General features: G+C 37.4%; 19 protein-coding genes. 15 read left to right on the top strand and 4 right to left on the bottom strand.

What is annotated here, in order from left to right:
• Positions 1–118 precede the first annotated feature (118 nt).
• Both dnaN and dnaA read right to left on the bottom strand, forming a co-directional pair.
• Positions 119–1,255 carry a DNA polymerase III subunit beta gene (gene dnaN, locus IC621_RS06460; RefSeq protein ID WP_191156868.1) on the bottom strand — a complete coding sequence of 379 codons (1,137 nt, stop codon included), beginning with the start codon at positions 1,253–1,255 and terminating at the stop codon, positions 119–121.
• A gap of 273 nt (positions 1,256–1,528) precedes the next feature.
• The gene (gene dnaA, locus IC621_RS06455; RefSeq protein ID WP_191156866.1) at positions 1,529–2,878 is read right to left on the bottom strand and encodes a chromosomal replication initiator protein DnaA; all 1,350 of its coding nucleotides are present in this window, start codon (positions 2,876–2,878) and stop codon (positions 1,529–1,531) included.
• Positions 2,879–3,512: 634 nt separating this feature from the next.
• On the opposite strand from dnaA, the gene rpmH reads away from it, so the two are divergent.
• The 8 genes from rpmH (at position 3,513) to noc (ending at position 11,987) form a co-directional block, all read left to right on the top strand.
• Positions 3,513–3,647 (top strand): 50S ribosomal protein L34, encoded by a 135-nt coding sequence (rpmH, locus tag IC621_RS06450; protein WP_191156864.1) that lies wholly within the window; start codon positions 3,513–3,515, stop codon positions 3,645–3,647.
• A gap of 333 nt (positions 3,648–3,980) precedes the next feature.
• Complete coding sequence (rnpA, locus tag IC621_RS06445) at positions 3,981–4,346, top strand: ribonuclease P protein component (RefSeq protein ID WP_191156862.1); 366 nt, start codon at positions 3,981–3,983, stop codon at positions 4,344–4,346.
• Between the two features lie 261 nt (positions 4,347–4,607).
• The gene (spoIIIJ, locus tag IC621_RS06440) at positions 4,608–5,378 is read left to right on the top strand and encodes a YidC family membrane integrase SpoIIIJ (protein WP_191156860.1); all 771 of its coding nucleotides are present in this window, start codon (positions 4,608–4,610) and stop codon (positions 5,376–5,378) included.
• On the top strand, positions 5,375–6,106 hold the full coding sequence (gene jag, locus IC621_RS06435; RefSeq protein WP_318153012.1) for an RNA-binding cell elongation regulator Jag/EloR: 732 nt from the start codon (positions 5,375–5,377) through the stop codon (positions 6,104–6,106). Before spoIIIJ ends, jag begins: the two co-directional genes overlap by 4 nt.
• A 793-nt stretch (positions 6,107–6,899) precedes the next feature.
• Positions 6,900–8,285, top strand: a complete 1,386-nt coding sequence (gene mnmE, locus IC621_RS06430; RefSeq protein WP_191156858.1) for a tRNA uridine-5-carboxymethylaminomethyl(34) synthesis GTPase MnmE — start codon at positions 6,900–6,902, stop codon at positions 8,283–8,285.
• A 79-nt stretch (positions 8,286–8,364) separates the two neighbouring features.
• Positions 8,365–10,254, top strand: a complete 1,890-nt coding sequence (gene mnmG / locus IC621_RS06425) for a tRNA uridine-5-carboxymethylaminomethyl(34) synthesis enzyme MnmG (protein WP_191156856.1) — start codon at positions 8,365–8,367, stop codon at positions 10,252–10,254.
• A 24-nt stretch (positions 10,255–10,278) separates the two neighbouring features.
• On the top strand, positions 10,279–10,995 hold the full coding sequence (gene rsmG / locus IC621_RS06420) for a 16S rRNA (guanine(527)-N(7))-methyltransferase RsmG (protein WP_191156911.1): 717 nt from the start codon (positions 10,279–10,281) through the stop codon (positions 10,993–10,995).
• A 113-nt stretch (positions 10,996–11,108) separates the two neighbouring features.
• Positions 11,109–11,987, top strand: a complete 879-nt coding sequence (gene noc, locus IC621_RS06415) for a nucleoid occlusion protein (RefSeq protein ID WP_191156854.1) — start codon at positions 11,109–11,111, stop codon at positions 11,985–11,987.
• A 337-nt stretch (positions 11,988–12,324) separates the two neighbouring features.
• On the opposite strand, the gene IC621_RS06410 is transcribed toward noc, so the two are convergent.
• A complete protein-coding gene (locus IC621_RS06410; protein ID WP_191156852.1) occupies positions 12,325–12,678 on the bottom strand; it encodes a cupin in 354 nt (117 codons plus the stop codon).
• A 191-nt stretch (positions 12,679–12,869) separates the two neighbouring features.
• On the opposite strand from IC621_RS06410, the gene IC621_RS06405 reads away from it, so the two are divergent.
• A complete protein-coding gene (locus tag IC621_RS06405) occupies positions 12,870–13,631 on the top strand; it encodes a ParA family protein (protein ID WP_191156850.1) in 762 nt (253 codons plus the stop codon).
• Positions 13,624–14,478 (top strand): ParB/RepB/Spo0J family partition protein, encoded by an 855-nt coding sequence (locus IC621_RS06400; RefSeq protein ID WP_191156848.1) that lies wholly within the window; start codon positions 13,624–13,626, stop codon positions 14,476–14,478. The genes IC621_RS06405 and IC621_RS06400 overlap by 8 nt, the downstream gene beginning before the upstream one ends.
• Positions 14,479–14,699: 221 nt before the next feature.
• Here the strand turns inward: IC621_RS06400 and yyaC are convergent, their stop codons facing one another.
• Entirely contained in the window at positions 14,700–15,329 is a 630-nt protein-coding gene (yyaC, locus tag IC621_RS06395) for a spore protease YyaC (RefSeq protein ID WP_191156846.1), read from the bottom strand.
• Between the two features lie 98 nt (positions 15,330–15,427).
• On the opposite strand from yyaC, the gene IC621_RS06390 reads away from it, so the two are divergent.
• From IC621_RS06390 to rpsF, 5 genes are all read left to right on the top strand, one after another.
• The gene (locus tag IC621_RS06390) at positions 15,428–16,447 is read left to right on the top strand and encodes a YkvI family membrane protein (protein ID WP_191156844.1); all 1,020 of its coding nucleotides are present in this window, start codon (positions 15,428–15,430) and stop codon (positions 16,445–16,447) included.
• Positions 16,448–16,502: 55 nt separating this feature from the next.
• Positions 16,503–17,393: a mechanosensitive ion channel family protein gene (locus tag IC621_RS06385; protein ID WP_191156843.1), complete on the top strand. Its 891-nt coding sequence runs from the start codon at positions 16,503–16,505 to the stop codon at positions 17,391–17,393.
• The gene (locus IC621_RS06380) at positions 17,390–17,587 is read left to right on the top strand and encodes a DUF951 domain-containing protein (RefSeq protein ID WP_191156841.1); all 198 of its coding nucleotides are present in this window, start codon (positions 17,390–17,392) and stop codon (positions 17,585–17,587) included. Before IC621_RS06385 ends, IC621_RS06380 begins: the two co-directional genes overlap by 4 nt.
• 144 nt (positions 17,588–17,731) lie before the next feature.
• Positions 17,732–18,832 carry a redox-regulated ATPase YchF gene (gene ychF / locus IC621_RS06375; RefSeq protein ID WP_191156839.1) on the top strand — a complete coding sequence of 367 codons (1,101 nt, stop codon included), beginning with the start codon at positions 17,732–17,734 and terminating at the stop codon, positions 18,830–18,832.
• Positions 18,833–19,097: 265 nt separating this feature from the next.
• A complete protein-coding gene (gene rpsF / locus IC621_RS06370) occupies positions 19,098–19,385 on the top strand; it encodes a 30S ribosomal protein S6 (RefSeq protein ID WP_191156837.1) in 288 nt (95 codons plus the stop codon).
• Positions 19,386–19,392 lie beyond the last annotated feature (7 nt).

Below are 19,392 nucleotides of genomic sequence, written 5' to 3'. Positions count from 1 at the left end.
ACTAAAGCTAAGTACAAAATACATTTTCTTATCTAATAAAATACCTGACTCCCCTAACACTTCAAATAGTAATCTCGTGTATATGGGGAGCCAGGCACTTGCAGGACAGCTCAAGGCATTAATATGTTCTAACAGGTAATATTAATTGCAAAATCGTTTCATTCTGAGGGGTTCTGATTAAGAAAGGGCGCATTGCCCCAGTGAAACTGATTTTAATGTCTGTCCCTTCTAACGCCTTTAATGCATCTAACATATATTTTGCACTAAAGGAAATTTTTAATTCCTCACCCTCAATATGGTGAGTTTGAACCTCTTCACTTACTTTTCCGATCTCAGGAGAATTTGAAGAAACTTCTAATATTCCCCCTGGAAGTGTTGATAGCTTTACTACATTGTTCCTTCCCTCTCTTGCAAGCAGGGAAGCACGATCAATTGTTTGTAAAAATTCTTTGGATTGCACTTCTACCTCTGTTTTGCTTTCTTCAGGTATTAAACGAGATGTATCTGGATAATTTCCTTCTAAGAGCCTTGAAAAGAAAAGGAGGTTTTTGGCTTTAAAGAGTACTTGGTTCTCTGTAATAACAATATCGATAAGATCGCTTGTATCATCTAAAATTTTGCTTAATTCATTTAAACTTTTTCCAGGAATGACGACATTGTATGATTCTTGATGATCATTTTCTATTTTTGCCATTCTTAAAGCGAGGCGGTGGCTATCTGTTGCAATACAGGTCAATTCTCCAAACTCGAGTCTCCAGTTTACACCTGTCAAGATAGGTCTTGTTTCTGAAGTAGAAACAGCAAATACAGTTTGACGGATTAATGTTTTTATTAAATCGATTGGTATCTGAAATACATGGTGCTCCTCTACTTGTGGAAGATGTGGATATTCATCTGAGTCTAAACCATTTAAATTAAATTCTGCTTTACCTGAACTGATTCTAGTTAAATAGTTTTCTCCAACCTCAATTTCCACAGTATCCTTCGGTAGCTTTTTCACAATTTCACTAAAAAATTTTGCTTGCAGGACAATACTTCCCGGTTGTTTAATTTCGATAATTTCTGATCCTTCTTCTTCGGCAGGTATAAATGATTCAATGGAAATATCAGAATCACTTCCTGTTAAAGTAACTCCCTCATTTGAAGCCACAATTTTTATCCCTGTCAGAATAGGAATAGTCGTTCTAGATGGGACTGCCTTCAAAACATCTTGGATGCTGTTCACTAATTTGTCTCTTTGAATGATAAATTTCATTTTTCATGATCCTCCTTACCAATTCATAGGCATACTTTTTATCAACTGTTTATATATATTTTTTTAAAAAATTAGTAGAAGTAATAGTAGGGCCTGTGATTATGTGGATAACTTCGAAATGATAAGGAAACACAGACTATCCACATGTGGACAGCCTGTGTATGAATCGAGCTGAGTTATTCACATTATCCCTATAATCATTTTACCTCATTAGAACATGATAGGTCCTATAAATCTCGGTAGATAAAAAAATAATAAGGGTAATTTATAACTTTACCCTCTTAATTGGTCTCGAATCTCTTTTATTTGCTTTTGGAGTTGATCATCTGAATGAAGCAGCTTTGAAATCTTTTCATGTGCGTGTATAACAGTCGTATGATCTCTTCCTCCAAATTCTTCACCAATTTTAGGAAGAGATGAATCTGTTAGCTCTCTTGATAAATACATGGCAATCTGTCTTGGAAAAGCAACCGACTTCGTTCTTTTTTTAGCCTTGAAATCTTCTAACTTAACGTTAAAATGTTGCCCTACATTTCTTTGAATCTCTTGAATTGTTATCATTTTAGGTTTTGAGCTTGGTATGATATCCTTCAGTGCTTCAGCGGCCAAATCAGCATTTATATCTTTATTGATAAGAGAGGAATAAGCAACGACTCGTATAAGGGCCCCTTCTAATTCACGAATATTAGAATCAATTTGATTTGCAATATAAAGCATGACTTCGTTCGGAATATCTAAGCCCTCTGCTTTTGCTTTCTTCCGTAAAATCGCTATCCTAGTTTCCAAATCTGGCGGTGTAATATCAGTAATAAGTCCCCACTCAAACCTCGAGCGCAAACGGTCTTCAAGAGTAGGTATTTCTTTTGGCGGCCGATCACTTGATATGATAATTTGCTTACTTTCTTCATGAAGGGTATTAAATGTATGGAAAAACTCTTCTTGAGTTTGTTCTTTTCCAGCTAAGAATTGAATATCGTCTATTAAAAGAACATCTACATTTCGATATTTATTTCGAAAATCGACAGCCTTATTATCTCGAATAGAGTTAATAAACTCATTTGTAAATTTTTCAGATGACAAATAAACAACCTTTGCACTAGGGTTGTGGTCAATTACATAGTGTCCGATCGCATGCATTAAGTGAGTTTTTCCAAGACCTACTCCCCCGTATATAAATAATGGATTATAGGCTTTTGCAGGTGCTTCTGCAACAGCAAGTGATGCAGCATGGGCAAAACGATTTCCAGATCCTATAACAAACGTATCAAACGTATATTTAGAGTTAAGTACATTTTGAGGAAGCTCTCCATGCTCCTCCTCATCCTTTGTTAGTTTCTTTATCGGAGATTTTGGCATAAAATCTTCCTCATTTTGATTCTGTGGAATAATAAATTTTATCCCAAGTTTTTCTCCTGTTAAGTCATATATGGTATCGGCAATCAAGCGCAAATACCTTGATTCAAGCCAGTCCCTAGCAAATTCATTGGGTGCAGTTATGATTAATATATCGCCTTGTAATGCATGAGCTTTGGTAGATTTAAGCCATGTCTCAAAGCTTGGCTTGCTCAATTTTTTCTCTATTTTAGCCAGAGCTCGATTCCATAAATCTGCTATGTTTTCCATTATTGGTCTATCCCTCCTTTACTCTTGGATTGGCTTTGGGTGCATAATAAAACCACCATGCATAAATATTCATCAACAGATATTGTTGAGAAATATATAATATAGTAGAAAAACGTCTTTTCGACACAATTCATCTATTGTGGACAATTTTCTTCACAGGCTGTTTAAAAACTTTCCACATTTTATCCACAATCTGTGGATAAAAGAAAATCTATTTTCAGTTATTCAGGGTTAAAACACAAATATAATATCAAAATAAAGCAAGTGTTGCAATGATTTTTTGAAACTTATCCACATAAGTCGCAGTATGTGGGGGAAAATTGTCCACATGTGAAAGAAGTGTGAAAAACTTGTCGATAAGGGGTGTGGATAGAGAAAAATATGTCAATAAAATATCCACAGAGGAGAAGAAGGATTTTTTTCCTAAATTGGATAGACAATTTGCTTACTTGAATATAGGTTCTTGATCTAAGAAATTTGATTAGCTTTTTTAATCTATGCCCAATTTTATGTTTCAAGACGAGCTTGAAGGAGCTCCATGCGTCTTGCACTTTTGCTCTTGACAATATTAGTAGCTACTCACTATAATTAATAAGACTGTCTTTAACAGCTATTCCTCAGGGAGGTGTCATATATGAAAAGAACATATCAACCAAGCAAACGTAAACATAGTAAAGTTCACGGTTTTCGCAGCCGTATGAGCACAAGCAACGGACGTAAAGTTTTAGCTCGCCGTCGCCGTAAAGGAAGAAAAGTATTATCTGCTTAGGCCACTGAAATTTGTCAGTGGTCTTTTTTGCTAGATAAGAAAGTTTACGTCAATAAAAATAGTTACGTACTACAGGAAGGTATTACGCCCTAACTCCAGGCGCAATCACAAGCAATTTGTTAAAAAGCTAATGAACAGTGCCCTCAAGCCGGACTGTGCTTGTTGCCGAAGGACCAGCGCCTTTGCGAATTTCTTTCCTTCCGGTTCAAACTTATGCAGTGTCCCATCTAGTTCAAAAAAGAGGACACTGTTTTAATACATAAAGATTAAGGAAATAATGACACCTAAAGTAAAAAGAGTTGTCAGGAAGTTAAATACGGAGTGAGTAACAAAATGAAAAAGCGTAATCGTGTTAAAAAAAATGAAGACTTCCAAAAGATCTTTAAACAAGGAAAGTCCATGGCAAACCGTCAATTTGTTATTTATCTTCTTGATCAACCTGAAGAAAAAGAGTTTCGTTTGGGACTTTCTGTGAGTAAAAAAATCGGAAATGCCGTGACAAGAAATCGAATTAAAAGACTAATACGGCAAGTTTTTTTAGAAGAAAAGGAATTGCTGCAAAATAGGAAGGATTATTTGATTATTGCCAGAAAACCTGCTTCAGAAATGGGTTACGAGGAAGTGAAAAAGAGTCTGCAGCATCTTTTTAGAAAAACAAATGTGTACAAGAAAAGAAAAAATAAAAAGTATTCTGGTTAAATCTATCAAAGAAAAAAGAATTTTCTTTTGAAAGATGTTAAACTGTTTTTATGAATGGCTGTTTTCGCAAACTTTGTTTCTATCTGCAGGCAAAGCCTATCATTTCAAAAGTTAAGATATCTTTTTCGAAGTGAGAGGTTAGATGTGAGACTAGAAGCAATCGGCGAACCGCCGATTGCCTTTATTAAAAGGTACTTATATGTTTGAAAAGAGCCTAATGAAAAGACTGAAATAAAGTTAAATGCTTAGGAGGAAAGTCGGTTGAAAAGGCGAATATTTTTATTGCTAGGACTTGTCGGTTTGTTAACCATTTTAACTGGTTGTACAGAAATTAATGAACCGATAACAGACAAGAGTGAAGGTTTTTGGAATCAATACATTGTTTATCCGCTGTCATGGCTGATTACATACTTTTCTAATCTAACTGGTGATAATTATGGATTAGGGATTATCATCGTTACACTGCTTATCCGTTTTGCGATTTTGCCTTTAATGATAAAGCAAATGAGAAGTTCCAAAGCTATGCAGGAATTGCAGCCTGAAATGCAGAAATTACGTGAGAAATATAGTTCTAAAGATCAAAAAACTCAACAAAAACTACAACAGGAAACGATGGCCTTATTCCAAAAGAATGGTGTAAATCCACTGGCAGGCTGTTTTCCATTACTTGTTCAAATGCCGATTCTCATTGGTTTTTATCATGCAATTATGAGAACACAGGAAATCGCAAACCACAATTTCCTATGGTTTGATTTAGGGGAAAGAGATCCTTTCTTTATCCTTCCAATCGTAGCCGGGATTACAACGTTTATCCAGCAAAAAATGATGATGGCAGGAACAGCCAATCAAAATCCGCAAATGGCTATGATGCTTTATATCATGCCGATTATGATTGTTGTCTTCGCTATAAGCTTTCCGGCAGCGTTATCATTATACTGGGTTGTCGGTAACTTATTTATGATAGCTCAAACATTTTTTATTCACGGTTCAAAAACAAAAGTAACTGAACCTGCGGGAGGAACGAAAAAGTGAGAGAGATAACTGCTACTGGACAGACCGTCGATGAAGCAGTAAAATCCGCATTGGCTGAACTCAACATGACAAAAGAAGATGTCGAAATTCATACCATTGACGAAGGTAAAAAAGGTTTTCTAGGGATATTTGGGCAACGACCTGCCGTTGTAAAAGTGAAAGTAAAAGCTGGGCCAACTGCTATTTCTGCCTTGACCTATGAAGATGAACAAGAAAAGAACCCCAGCATAACGGCTGAAAGCAATTCAGAAGTCTCTTTTGAAGCAGATGAGGAATTACAGCAAAAACCAATTGAAAAAGCTCAACAATTTTTAACAAATGTCATTGAAAAAATGGGTGTTGAAGCAAAAATATCTATGAAACAAGCTGGCCGTAGTTGTACATTTCAAGTAGAAGGGGAACAGATTGCTCTTCTAATCGGAAAAAGGGGACAAACATTAAATTCCCTGCAATATTTAACACAGCTTGTGGCGAATCGGCATTCTGATCAATATATTCAAATAGTAGTTGACGCTGAAAATTATCGTTCCCGCCGAGAAGAAACACTCAACCAGCTAGCAGAAAAGCTGGCAAATCAGGCAATTCGCACTTCTAAAGAAGTATCACTTGAACCTATGCCATCTTACGAACGGAAAATTATTCATGCTGCCTTAACGAAAAGAAGAGATGTTAAAACCTATTCAGTTGGCGAAGAACCGAGAAGGCATATTGTTATTGCAAAAAAATAAAGAAATTTGGGTACCGGCGATTAGCCGGTATTTTTTTGTGGTTTCAGAATGTTTAAGTACATTAAAGTATTAACGCATTATAGTTAGTTATCATTGTCCAGCTGCAGCGCCTTGGTCACAAGCCATTCATCAAACAAGGAATAAATGCCTTTCTGTGAAGCTTTCATTTACTTTGTCTGAGCTGTTCAAGGTGCTTCCGCTTACCCTTGTTGCCTAGCTCCAAGCTCCTTATGTCTTGAGTTAAAAAACCTATCCGTCATAAAAATGAAAATCCTCCGAGTTGCGTCTCTTCTAAATGTTAATAGATATATCCTTGATTTTCACTTTTGTTCACAATTTCAATAAATTTCATCAAAAGTAGGTGTGGATAATAGGAAGTGAATGATTGTTATAAACATGTGGATAAGTTAAAATGATTAAAGAATATGCAGATGTGGATAATAATGAGAAGTGTTTCTCTTTAATAAAAAAAGGAAATATGCTATCTTAAAGTTTTGATTGCAATAAAACTTTTTTTCTAATAGATAATAAAGAACTAAAGTAGATGAGGTAATTAAATAAGAAACCGGCTCTTCCGCCGATTTCAGGTAATTCCCACGTCTGACATCTAACTTCAAGAAAGACTCGGAAGTGTTTTTCTTTCTAGAATATATCTAGCGTAAGGAACCATAGGCCATTTAAGCAAATCCGCCTTTGAAGGTTAAAGAACAGCCTTTCAGCTGGCTCAGCTTATACTTGTCGCCGAAGAACCAGCGCCTTGCGCTTTCTTAATTAAATGAGGTGAAATGCTCAAATGGAATTTGATACGATTGCAGCCATATCTACACCAATGGGGGAAGGAGCTATTGCTATTGTGCGCCTCAGCGGGAATGAGGCAATTTCAATTGCTGATTCGATCTTTAAAGCACCTGCTCCCAAGAAGCTGAGAGAAGTGGCCACTCATACCATTCATTATGGAAATATTGTCGATCCCGAGACTCTTCAAGTCATTGAGGAAGTCATGATCTCAGTCATGAAAGGACCAAAAACATTTACGCGAGAAGATGTCATTGAAATAAATTGCCATGGTGGTCTTGTAACGGTAAACAAAGTCCTTCAGCTTGTATTAAATCAAGGAGCAAGATTGGCAGAGCCAGGTGAATTTACAAAGCGGGCATTCTTAAATGGAAGAATTGACTTATCTCAAGCAGAAGCAGTCATGGATTTGATCAGAGCGAAGACAGACCGCGCCATGAATGTAGCATTAGGACAAATGGAGGGAAGATTGTCAAAGCTAATCAAACGACTTCGACAGGAAATTCTAGAAACATTAGCACATGTTGAGGTAAATATCGATTATCCAGAATACGATGATGTCGAGGAAATGACTCATCATATGCTTATAGAAAAAGCAACTTCTGTAAAAACTGAGATTCAAAAGCTGCTGCAAACCTCTCAGCAGGGGAAAATATTAAGAGAAGGACTTTCAACTGTCATTATTGGAAGACCTAATGTAGGAAAGTCCTCTCTTTTAAACAGCCTTGTCCATGAAAATAAAGCAATTGTTACAGATATTCCAGGCACAACACGTGATGTTATCGAAGAATATGTGAACGTTAGAGGGGTGCCTTTAAGACTTGTTGACACAGCAGGTATCCGTGAGACAGAGGACATTGTTGAACGAATCGGAGTTGAACGGTCAAGGCAGGTTTTAAAAGAGGCAGACCTCATTTTACTTGTATTGAACTATAGTGACGACTTGACCCATGAGGATGAGCAGCTGTTTGAAGCAATCAAGGGAATGGACGTCATTGTGATAGTAAATAAAACAGACTTGCCGCAAAAGATTGATCTAAAACGAGTTCAGACCCTTGCCGAAGGGCGTCCTGTCGTCACAACCTCTTTATTAGAGGAGCAAGGAGTAGATGAACTGGAAACAGCAATAAGCTCTCTTTTCTTTGAAGGAAATGTTCAAGGGGGAGATTTAACATACGTCTCTAATACACGTCACATTGCCTTACTTACTCAGGCAAAGAAAACGATAGAGGATGCTTTAGATGGAATTGAGGCTGGAGTGCCGATTGATATTGTACAGATAGATTTAACGAGATGCTGGGAGCTGCTAGGTGAAATTGTTGGAGATTCAGTTCAAGAAAGCTTAATTGATCAGCTTTTTTCACAATTTTGCTTAGGAAAATAGCAAAACTCATCTGGTCAAAATTGGATTGTGTCGTTCGCCTTATGAAAGAAAAAAGGATTTTGAAAAAGGAGGAAAAAACATGGGATATCAAGCAGGCAGGTACGATGTAGTGGTTGTAGGTGCTGGTCACGCTGGTGTTGAGGCCGCGCTCGCATCAGCAAGATTAGGAGCAAAAACACTTGCTCTTACCATCAATCTTGACATGGTTGCATTCATGCCCTGCAACCCTTCAGTCGGCGGACCCGCAAAAGGTATTGTTGTCCGTGAAATCGATGCCCTTGGCGGAGAAATGGGCAAAAATATAGATAAAACACACATTCAAATGAGAATGCTGAATACCGGAAAAGGACCTGCTGTCAGAGCATTAAGAGCTCAGGCAGATAAGTTCCTTTATCAGCATGAATTAAAGAAAACAATGGAAAATGAATCGAATTTGACGCTTCTTCAAGGTATGGTTGAAAAATTGATTATAGAAGACGGAGAGTGCAGGGGAGTTATTACTCAAACAGGGGCAGAATATCGGGCAAATGCAGTTGTCTTAACAACTGGGACTTTTTTAAGAGGGAAAATTATATTGGGGGATTTGTCTTATTCTAGCGGTCCGAACAATCAACAGCCTTCAATTAAGTTATCAGAGCATTTAGAGGAATTAGGTTTTGATCTTGTTCGCTTTAAGACAGGAACCCCTCCACGTGTAAACAGCCATTCCATTGATTACAGTAAAACAGAAATTCAGCCGGGTGACGAAGTACCCAGAGCTTTTTCATATGAGACGACAAAATACATTACAGATCAGCTTCCGTGCTGGTTAACCTATACAAGTGAAGAAACTCATCAGATTATTGATGCCAATCTTCATCGGTCCCCAATGTTTTCAGGAATGATCAAAGGGACAGGTCCAAGATATTGTCCATCAATAGAAGATAAGGTTGTCCGATTTAATGATAAGCCTCGTCATCAGATTTTTCTTGAACCTGAAGGAAGGAATACACAAGAGGTCTACGTACAGGGGCTTTCAACTAGTCTTCCTGAAGATGTCCAGCAAGACATGTTAAAAACGATTCCAGGTCTTGAAAATGTTCAAATGATGCGGGCAGGTTATGCAATTGAGTATGACGCGATCGTTCCGACACAGCTATGGCCAACATTAGAAACGAAAAAAGTATCTGCTCTTTTCACCGCTGGTCAAATAAATGGAACCTCTGGTTACGAAGAAGCAGCAGGCCAAGGGATTATGGCCGGTATCAACGCAGCTCAAAAAGCACTTGGTAAAGAAGAAGTGATTTTAGGAAGATCAGATGCCTATATTGGTGTCTTAATCGATGACCTGGTTACAAAAGGAACAAATGAGCCATATCGATTGTTAACGTCAAGAGCAGAATATCGCCTGCTGCTCCGTCATGATAATGCAGATTTAAGGCTAACTGAGCTTGGTCATGAGCTTGGTCTTATCAAAGAGGAACGATACAAGCGTTTTGTTGAAAAAAAGGAAGCAATTAAACAAGAGAAAAAACGGCTTCATTCCATTATCATCAAACCAAATAAAGAAACACAGGCCTTAATTGATTCTATCGGGGGCAGCTCTTTAAAAGATGGAATTAGAGCAACCGATTTGTTAAAGCGTCCTGAAATGAAATATGAGCATATCCTTCAGCTTGCACCTTCTGAAAAGGAAATCGATGCTGATGTGCAAGAACAGGTAGAAATTCAAATTAAATACGAAGGATATATTGAAAAATCTCTTCAGCAGGTAGAAAAACTGAAAAAAATGGAGAATAAAAAAATACCAGATCACATCGATTATGATGCGATTACCGGTCTTGCTTCAGAAGCACGTCAAAAATTAAAAGAAGTACGTCCTTTATCTGTCGCCCAAGCCTCAAGAATATCCGGAGTGAACCCAGCTGATGTTTCCATCTTGCTGGTTTATATTGAGCAGGGGAGAATCGCAAAGGTTTCTAATGAATAATGGAAAGAAGAAAGGGCCTGAATGATGAATAGTAATCAATTTCAAACCATGCTTGAGGAGAAGGGAATTACTCTTACTCCTAAGCAGCTTCAGCAATTTAATGATTATTATGAGCTATTAGTTGAGTGGAATGAAAAAATGAACTTAACTTCTATAACAAATAAAGAAGAAGTGTATTTAAAGCATTTTTATGATTCTATTTCAGCAGCTTTTTATTTTGACTTTACTAAACCATTATCAGTTTGTGATGTGGGAGCTGGAGCTGGCTTCCCAAGTATTCCGATTAAAATTTGCTTCCCCCATATCGAAGTATCAATTGTTGACTCGCTGAATAAAAGGATTACCTTTTTACAGGCATTAGCTGATAAACTAAAATTAAATAAAGTGAATTTTTATCATGACCGGGCAGAGACATTCGGAAAAAATAAGCAGCACCGAGAATCTTATGATGTAGTGACTGCCAGAGCTGTTGCAAGGTTATCTGTCCTTAGTGAGCTTTGTTTGCCATTAGCAAAAAGGAACGGTCATTTTCTTGCTTTAAAGGCAGCGTCAGCAAAAGACGAATTAGAAAACGCACAAAAGGCGATCAAAACATTGGGCGGTAACGTAAGGAAATTAGATGAATTTCTCCTTCCAATGGAAAACAGTTTACGTTCAATTATTGTGATTGAAAAACAAAAAAACACTCCGAAAACCTATCCGCGTAAGCCGGGAACACCTAATAAAACACCAATTGAATAGTTCCATTAGGTGTTCCATAAGGAGAATTTTTTTTGTAAGATAGAATATGAGCAGGAAATAAGAATAGGAAAAGAGAATTATATAGTGGTAGTTTTTAAAGGTGGTGTAAGCTCATGAAGAGTCCCTTTTCACGTTTATTCGGTTTAGGAGAAAAGGCGCAATCTGAATCAGATTCAACAGAAGAAATTGAAATGGTCGAAGAAAACGAAGACTCAGTAAAAGAACAAGTACATCAAATCCCAGTTCATGAAATTATTCCAAATCAATATCAACCCCGCACCATTTTTGCGGATGAAAAGATAGAAGAGCTTTCTCAAACAATAAAAACTCATGGTATTATTCAGCCAATTGTGGTTCGCAGCATGGAGGGCGAAGCAAGCTATGAACTTATTGCCGGGGAAAGACGCTGGCGTGCAGTTCAAAAGCTAGGCTGGGAAACAATACCGGCTATTATAAAGAATTATAGTGATGCAGAGACTGCCTCCGTGGCCCTCATTGAAAACCTTCAGCGTGAGGAGCTGTCTGCTATCGAAGAAGCTATGGCCTATGCAAAATTACTCGAGCTTCACCGATTAACTCAGGAAGCTCTTGCCCAAAGACTCGGAAAAGGACAGTCAACAGTTGCTAATAAGCTTCGTCTTTTAAAATTGCCTCAGGAAGTACAAGATGCGTTGCTTCAGAAAAAAATAACAGAGAGACATGCAAGAGCATTAATTCCACTCAAATTGCATGAGCTTCAAGTAAACTTAGTAGAAGAAATTGTAGCAAAACAGTTGAATGTTAAACAAACAGAAGACAGGGTCGTAAAACTCCTTGAAAAGGAAAAGCCTAAACCTGCGGTTAAAAGAAGATCCTTTAGCCGGGATACAAGAATCGCAATGAATACAATCAGGCAATCCCTTACTATGGTGGAGGATACGGGTGTGAAAATCAATTCTGAAGAAGAAGAATTTGAAGATTATATCCAATTCACCATAAAAATCCCAAAATAAAACGAATATGACGATACCAATTAATACGGCAGAGTAATGTGTGAATAATAAATTTTTATTCATTATGAAATGCCCCAGTCAATTTCAGTTTTTCGAGGACAAATCGAAACTCTAAGATTATTAAAGTTTTTATGTAAAAATGAATATTCGGCTCGAATTTCTGTTATAGATAACAGGTACAAAAACAGTGTTCAAAGCGCCTTGAGCATTTTCAAGGCGCTACAAAATGCGAGGTCACAACCCAATCCTCCCATAAATCCCTTTTCGGTTAGGCTTGTAGTGTACTTCCCGCAGCTGTCCAAGAGACTTTTTGCTTTCGTTTCTTTCTTGTCTTATCTTATTTTCTTGTCATTTGTTCAGGATTTAAGTCTTCTCCCTCTATAACGATAGCGGTGAGCCCTTCTTTTGTCGTCGTTTCATGGCCTTCTCCCTGTCTCCAGAAAGCCGCTTCTCCAGCCTGAATTTTTATCCTTTGCTCTGCTTCACCTCTTACCCATCCTTCACCTTGAATAACAAGCAATAGTTGATTAGTGGCAGCTTCATGAAAGCCAATTACACCCTCTGTTTCAAGTTGCATACAAGCAATATGGATATGTTTCATTTCTTGTTTGATAATAGGCATCAAAGAAAAATTGGAAGAAAAAAGATTGATTGGTTTCCCAACAGCCTTATCAAATCGATATATTTCCACATTTCCCCCTCCTTGTTAAACTAATATTCTATCTTTTAAGTCTTTTTTCCTCTGTATTTTCCAGGAAATTATATTAAAATATTTTTATAACCAAAAATAAATGATTATATCATGAAAAGTGAAAACAATTCTACCGTGTGTTCATTTTTTTGATAAAATAGAAATACGCCAATTTGAAAGTAGGTGACACCATGGGCAAGATTATCGCAATTGCAAACCAAAAAGGTGGAGTTGGTAAGACAACAACATCGGTTAACCTTGGAGCCTGTTTAGCCTATATCGGAAAAAGAGTTTTAATTGTAGATGTAGATCCACAAGGAAATGCAACGAGTGGAATAGGAATTGATAAAGCAGATGTTGACCAATGTATCTATGATATTTTAGTAGAAGATGCAGAAGTTAAGGACATTATTAAACCTACCTCTGTCGAAAATCTAGATGCAATTCCTGCTACCATTCAGTTAGCTGGAGCTGAGATTGAGCTTGTTCCGACCATTTCAAGAGAAGTCCGGCTTAAACGAGCGCTGGAAAAAGTAAAACACCACTATGATTATATGATTGTCGATTGTCCTCCATCACTTGGTCTCTTAACGATAAATGCTCTAACTGCATCTGATGCCGTTATTATACCAGTACAGTGTGAGTACTATGCACTCGAAGGGTTGAGTCAGTTATTAAATACTGTTCGGCTAGTTCAAAAACATTTAAACACTGATCTTGGCATTGAAGGGGTTTTGCTCACAATGCTAGATGCACGTACAAATTTAGGAATTCAAGTAATTGAAGAAGTAAAGAAATACTTCCAAGAAAAAGTTTACAGAACGATTATTCCTCGGAATGTTCGTCTAAGTGAAGCTCCAAGCCACGGGCAACCTATTATCTTATATGATCCACGCTCTAGAGGGGCGGAAGTATATTTAGATTTAGCAAAGGAAGTGGTGGCAAATGGCTAGAGGACTTGGTAAAGGTATAAATGCATTGTTTAACAACATGGAGGTCAGTAAAGAGGATTCTGTTCTAGAAATAAACATTAAAGATCTTAGACCAAATCCTTATCAGCCAAGAAAAACCTTTCAAGAAGCGGCTATTGATGAATTAAAAGAGTCTATTGAACAGCATGGCATCCTGCAGCCATTAATCGTCCGAAAAAGTATTAAAGGATTTGAAATTGTAGTTGGGGAACGTCGTTTTCGAGCAGCAAAAAAAGCAAATTTAAAAACAGTTCCTGCAGTTATACGAGAATTTAATGAAAAGCAAATGATGGAATTAGCCTTACTAGAAAATCTTCAACGTGAGGATTTAACTCCAATCGAGGAAGCACAAGCTTATCAATCCCTATTAGAAGAATTACATATGACACAAGAGGAATTAGCAAAACGATTAGGGAAGAGCCGCCCACATATTGCAAATCATTTGCGGTTATTAACCCTTCCCGCAACTGTCCAAACGCTTATTTCAGAAGGTAAGCTGTCAATGGGACATGGACGGACATTGCTGGGATTGAAAAAGAAGGAAAAGCTTTCGCCATTAGTGGAAAAAATTCAAAAAGAACAATTAAATGTCCGCCAAGTTGAGCAGCTGGTCCAACAATTAAATGATCATGTTTCACGTGAAACAAGGAAAGCACCGATTAAAAAAGATATCTTTCTCAAAGAACGGGAATCGTATTTACAAGATTACTTTGGCACCTCTGTTACCATAAAGCAGCAGAAGAAAAAAGGGAAAATTGAAATTGAATTTCTGTCACCCGAAGATCTTGAGAGAATACTAGAATTGTTGAAACAAAAACAATCATCTTAAATAGTAAAGGAGTTGACCTTTAGAAATCATCAATATTTCTATCTCAGCTTCTTTTTTTTGGGTTAAAATGTTTTAGTCATTATCCAGATCAGGCGAGTATAGCCTGCAATCACGGGTCAAAACTTGATAGTATTAATTTTAGCCGATGGGCTAAATATGCTGAAAGTACAGAAGATTCAGATAGCAAATTTGTTGGCCGAGCCTTTTTATATCTGTTTAATTTATTGCTCAATATGTGGTTCAGGAATGGGGTTGATGGCAGGCTTAAATAATGCTTTCTTTCTTGCAAAGGCTCTGTCTGTCATATACAGGCTTTCAGCTATGATATCAGACATTGTCATTACTAAATGGAGCCTTGTATTTTGCAGAACAAAAAATTCCATAAAGCCACTTACATTTACTATGCCATTAATATGGATATCACCAACAGCTGGCAGCTCTTTATTTACTCCTGAACCTGGTTTGATAGGACCTGCTCCTACTTGAAAGGTACCCACGTTCTTAATCCTTCCTAAACAGGCATCGATTGCAATAATAAATGGGTTTCGGTGAGCTTCTTTAATCCTTTTAACTGATTCTTGAAGGTTAACAGCATGAACAGGATCTTTTAACGTCCCATATACGTGAAAATGAGATAACCTTTTCTCCATAAGCTTTGTGCCCGTAAGCGGCCCCAGGCTGTCACCAGTTGAACGATCTGTCCCAATGCATAAAACAACAATCGGCTTATAAAAAAGACGTGGCAATAAATCCTGAATACTAGACGATAAGTGACGTACCGCGTCCTCATCTTCATGTGAGATACGGTCTGGTGTTCTTTGCGATGAAAAAAGCCCTGATTTTAGAATCATAGGATTCACTCCCTCGTCATAGTAGTAACAGTATACGGAAGAAGTTTCCTTTCTATACATGGAACAAGTAACTTTCTATTTAGGCGAGGTGTTGAAGTTTGTGGAGTGCGGGATTTAAATGGATGTTCCTCATTTTAGGTACGATAATTGGAGCAGGCTATGCATCTGGCAGAGAACTATGGCAGTTTTTTGGTTTTGAAAGTGGACTGGCCATTCTATTATTCACCATTTTTTTTAGTTTTGCATGCTATACGATTATGAAAATCAGTTATAAAGAAAAGTCTGAGCATTTTTTTCCTGTTTTGGAGAGATTAGTAGGAACAAAACTATCATATGTGTATGATGTCTTGATTATCGTGTATTTATTTACAACGACTGTTGTTATGATCGCAGGCGGCGGGGCTACATTAGAAGTGTTTTCTGTTCCATATTGGATGGGAATTATCGTATTTTGTCTGATGTTAGCCGGTTTATTTTTCTGGGATGTGGATGGGGTTTTTTCGCTAAATTCATTTCTGATTCCTATTCTTATTATAGGATTATTAGTTGCTTTGATGTCTTTTCAATTTCAACACCCTCATGCTTGGATTTTAAATATGGAAAAGCAATATAATTGGCCTTCGGCATTAACATTTACTTCCTTGAATATACTGCCCCTTGTTGCTGTTTTATCAGCGATTGGAAAGGAAATAAAGTCTATTAAAGAGGCGAAGATTGCAAGCATTGGCAGCGGGTGTATTCTAGGGGGGATTTCTCTTTTATATAATGAAACACTGGTTCAATTAGCCGATTATATTGGAGACTACGAAATTCCCCTCTTTGCAATATTAGAAGGATCCCCTGTTATCGCAATAGTTTTTATGTCCTTTGTTTTATGGCTTGCAATTTATACAACAGCTGTTTCAGGGATATTTGGATTAGCCACTCGATTTAGAAAAATTGTAAATATTCCAATTTGGCTCATGGCCTCAATCTTTGTTTTACTGATGATTCCTTTTACATCATTGGGGTTCTCCGCTTTAATATCGTTTTTGTATCCTTTATACGGGTTGATTAATTTATACTTACTTGTTGCAATTTTACTCTTTCCATTAACAAATCGCTACAAATGGGATTAAAATCCTGCTAAAATAAGGACATCAAATTGGTTTTTGTAGTAAGTGAGGTTCTATAATGAATATACTAGAGAATATTTGGAAGAGGCTTATTGACTATTTATCCAATGAGGAGCTCTGGGTAAGTATGGGACAAGGCTTTTTGAAAATCATTCTAATTATTGCCTTGTCCATCTTGCTCATTAAGATTGGAAAAATCGCCGTTCATAAAGTGTTTAACTTTCGCTCAAGATCCCCTTTGCGAATTTCGGAAAGAAGAGAAAATACTCTTGTTCGCTTGCTTGAAAATGTTTTAACCTACATTATTTATTTTGTAGCTCTTATGATGGTTCTAGAAACCTTCACAATTGATGTAAAAGCATTAATTGCTGGTGCAGGAATCGTTGGACTTGCAGTCGGGTTCGGTGCTCAAAGCTTAGTGAAGGATGTTATTACAGGATTTTTTATTATTTTTGAAGATCAATTTTCTGTTGGTGATTATGTTCGAGTCGGCCAATTTGAAGGCCATGTAGAAGAAATCGGCTTACGCACAACAAAAATTAAAAATTGGACCGGTGAGCTTCACATTATTCCAAATGGTAATATTATGGAGGTTACTAATTTTTCAATCCATAATAGCATTGCATTTGTAGATGTAAGTGTTGCATATGAGGGCGATATTTCAGAATCAGAAAGAGTTATTCAAGAGCTGCTTGAGGAGCTCCCTTCAAAATATGAAGAGATGTTGACTACACCTGAGCTTTTAGGAGTTCAAATGTTAGGTGCTTCCGAGGTGACGCTGAGAGTCGTGTGTGAAGTAGAACCTATGGCTCATTTTGGTGTAGCCCGCATTCTTCGTAAAGAAATTAAACAAAGACTTGACCAGCATGGAATCGAAATTCCATTTCCGCGTATCGTGATGTACAACCGCAGTGAAAATCAGGTAGCTGAGAAAGGAAGAGAAGCATGATCGAAAAAGAGTTCGGCTTAAACGATATAGTAGAAATGAAAAAACAGCACCCTTGCGGCGCTAATCGCTGGAAAATTATCCGAATGGGAATGGATATAAGAATTAAATGTGAAGGCTGTTCCCATAGTGTAATGATACCTCGCAGGGAATTTTCACGAAAAATGAAGAAGGTGCTGGTAAAACACGAAGAATAGCAGAGCTTGCTTTCTTGGGTACCAGGTACCAAAAGTACCTGGACCCTCTCTTGCGCTTTTCATATATAGTCCATATAATTGTGAAAGATTGGTCAGAATCGGAAATGAATCGATGATGATGTTTATTATAGAGGAGTTGAAATTATGGCACTGACTGCAGGAATTGTCGGTCTACCAAACGTAGGAAAATCTACTTTATTTAATGCTATTACTCAAGCTGGAGCTGAATCAGCAAATTATCCTTTTTGTACTATCGATCCAAATGTTGGAATAGTGGAAGTACCAGATGTTCGTCTGCAAAAGCTTACTGAACTAGTTCAACCGAAAAAAACGGTTCCAACCGCTTTTGAATTTACAGATATTGCTGGGATTGTAAAAGGCGCGAGTAAAGGAGAAGGTCTTGGTAATAAATTCCTTTCTCACATTCGTCAGGTCGATGCAATTTGCCACGTTGTGAGGTGTTTTGCTGATGATAACATTACACACGTCTCAGGGAATGTTGATCCTGTCTCTGATATTGAAACGATTAATTTAGAGTTAATTTTAGCAGACTTAGAGACAGTAGATAAACGTATCGGCAGAGTTGAAAAGTTAGCAAAACAAAAAGATAAAGCTGCTTCATATGAGTTTGAAGTGTTGTCAAAATTAAAAGAGGCATTCGAAAATGAAAGGCCAGCAAGAGCTGTTGAATTTACTGAAGAACAGCTTAAGCTTGTGAAGCAGCTTCATCTTCTAACAATCAAGCCTGTTTTGTATGTAGCAAATGTAAGTGAAGATGAGGTAGCAGATCCATCTGGAAATTCTTATGTACAACAAGTTCGCGAATTTGCAAGCAATGAAAATGCTAAAGTAATTGTCATATGTGCCAAAATTGAATCAGAAATTGCTGAGCTTGATGGAGAAGAAAAAGCGATGTTCCTTGAAGAACTTGGAATAGAGGAATCAGGCTTAGATCAATTAATTAATGCCGCTTATCATTTACTTGGGCTGGCTACTTATTTCACTGCAGGTGTCCAGGAAGTACGTGCTTGGACATTCCGTAAAGGGATGAAAGCACCTGCTTGTGCCGGTGTCATTCATACAGATTTTGAACGAGGCTTCATCCGTGCCGAAACGGTAGCCTATGATGATTTATTAGCAGCAGGTACGATGACGGCTGCACGGGAAGCAGGGAAAGTTCGTTTAGAGGGGAAAGAATACGAAGTAAAAGATGGGGATGTTATTCATTTCCGTTTTAATGTCTAAGCTCTTTTCTGAATGATTGTTTCTTTTTTGAACGAACGTTAAACAAAGAAAATCAATATCTCTCCTGTTTCCCTTCTTACTCTATGGGAAACAAAGATTTTAGAGTGATTAACTCTGTTTGAATGACGTCGAAGTTTACGAAAACAATCAATGTCTATGCTATTGCACTATGAAATAAAAGTTGGTATAATGTAAAATTGTGAGTAATATAAATATTGCTCCTTGCCCATTATGGGCCGTTTAGACCAAAAGGAGGTGCGAAAAGATGAGAAAATACGAAATTATGTATATCATCCGCCCAAACATTGAGGACGAGGCTAAAAAAGCTCTTGTAGAACGTTTTAATGGCGTTTTAACTGAAAATGGTGCGGAGATTAATGAGACGAAAGAATGGGGAAAACGTCGCTTAGCATATGAAATCAATGATTTCCGTGACGGCTTCTATATGATCTTGAAAGCCCAAGCAAACACTGAAGCAGTTCAAGAATTCGATCGTTTAGCGAAAATCAATGACGACATCATTCGTCATATCGTTGTAAAAGAAGAAGAATAATCAAATC

The organism is Metabacillus arenae (assembly GCF_014773385.1).
In the GTDB taxonomy this organism is placed as follows: Bacteria; Bacillota; Bacilli; order Bacillales; family Bacillaceae; genus Metabacillus_D; species Metabacillus_D arenae.
This window is presented reverse-complemented; position numbering and strand designations above follow the sequence as displayed.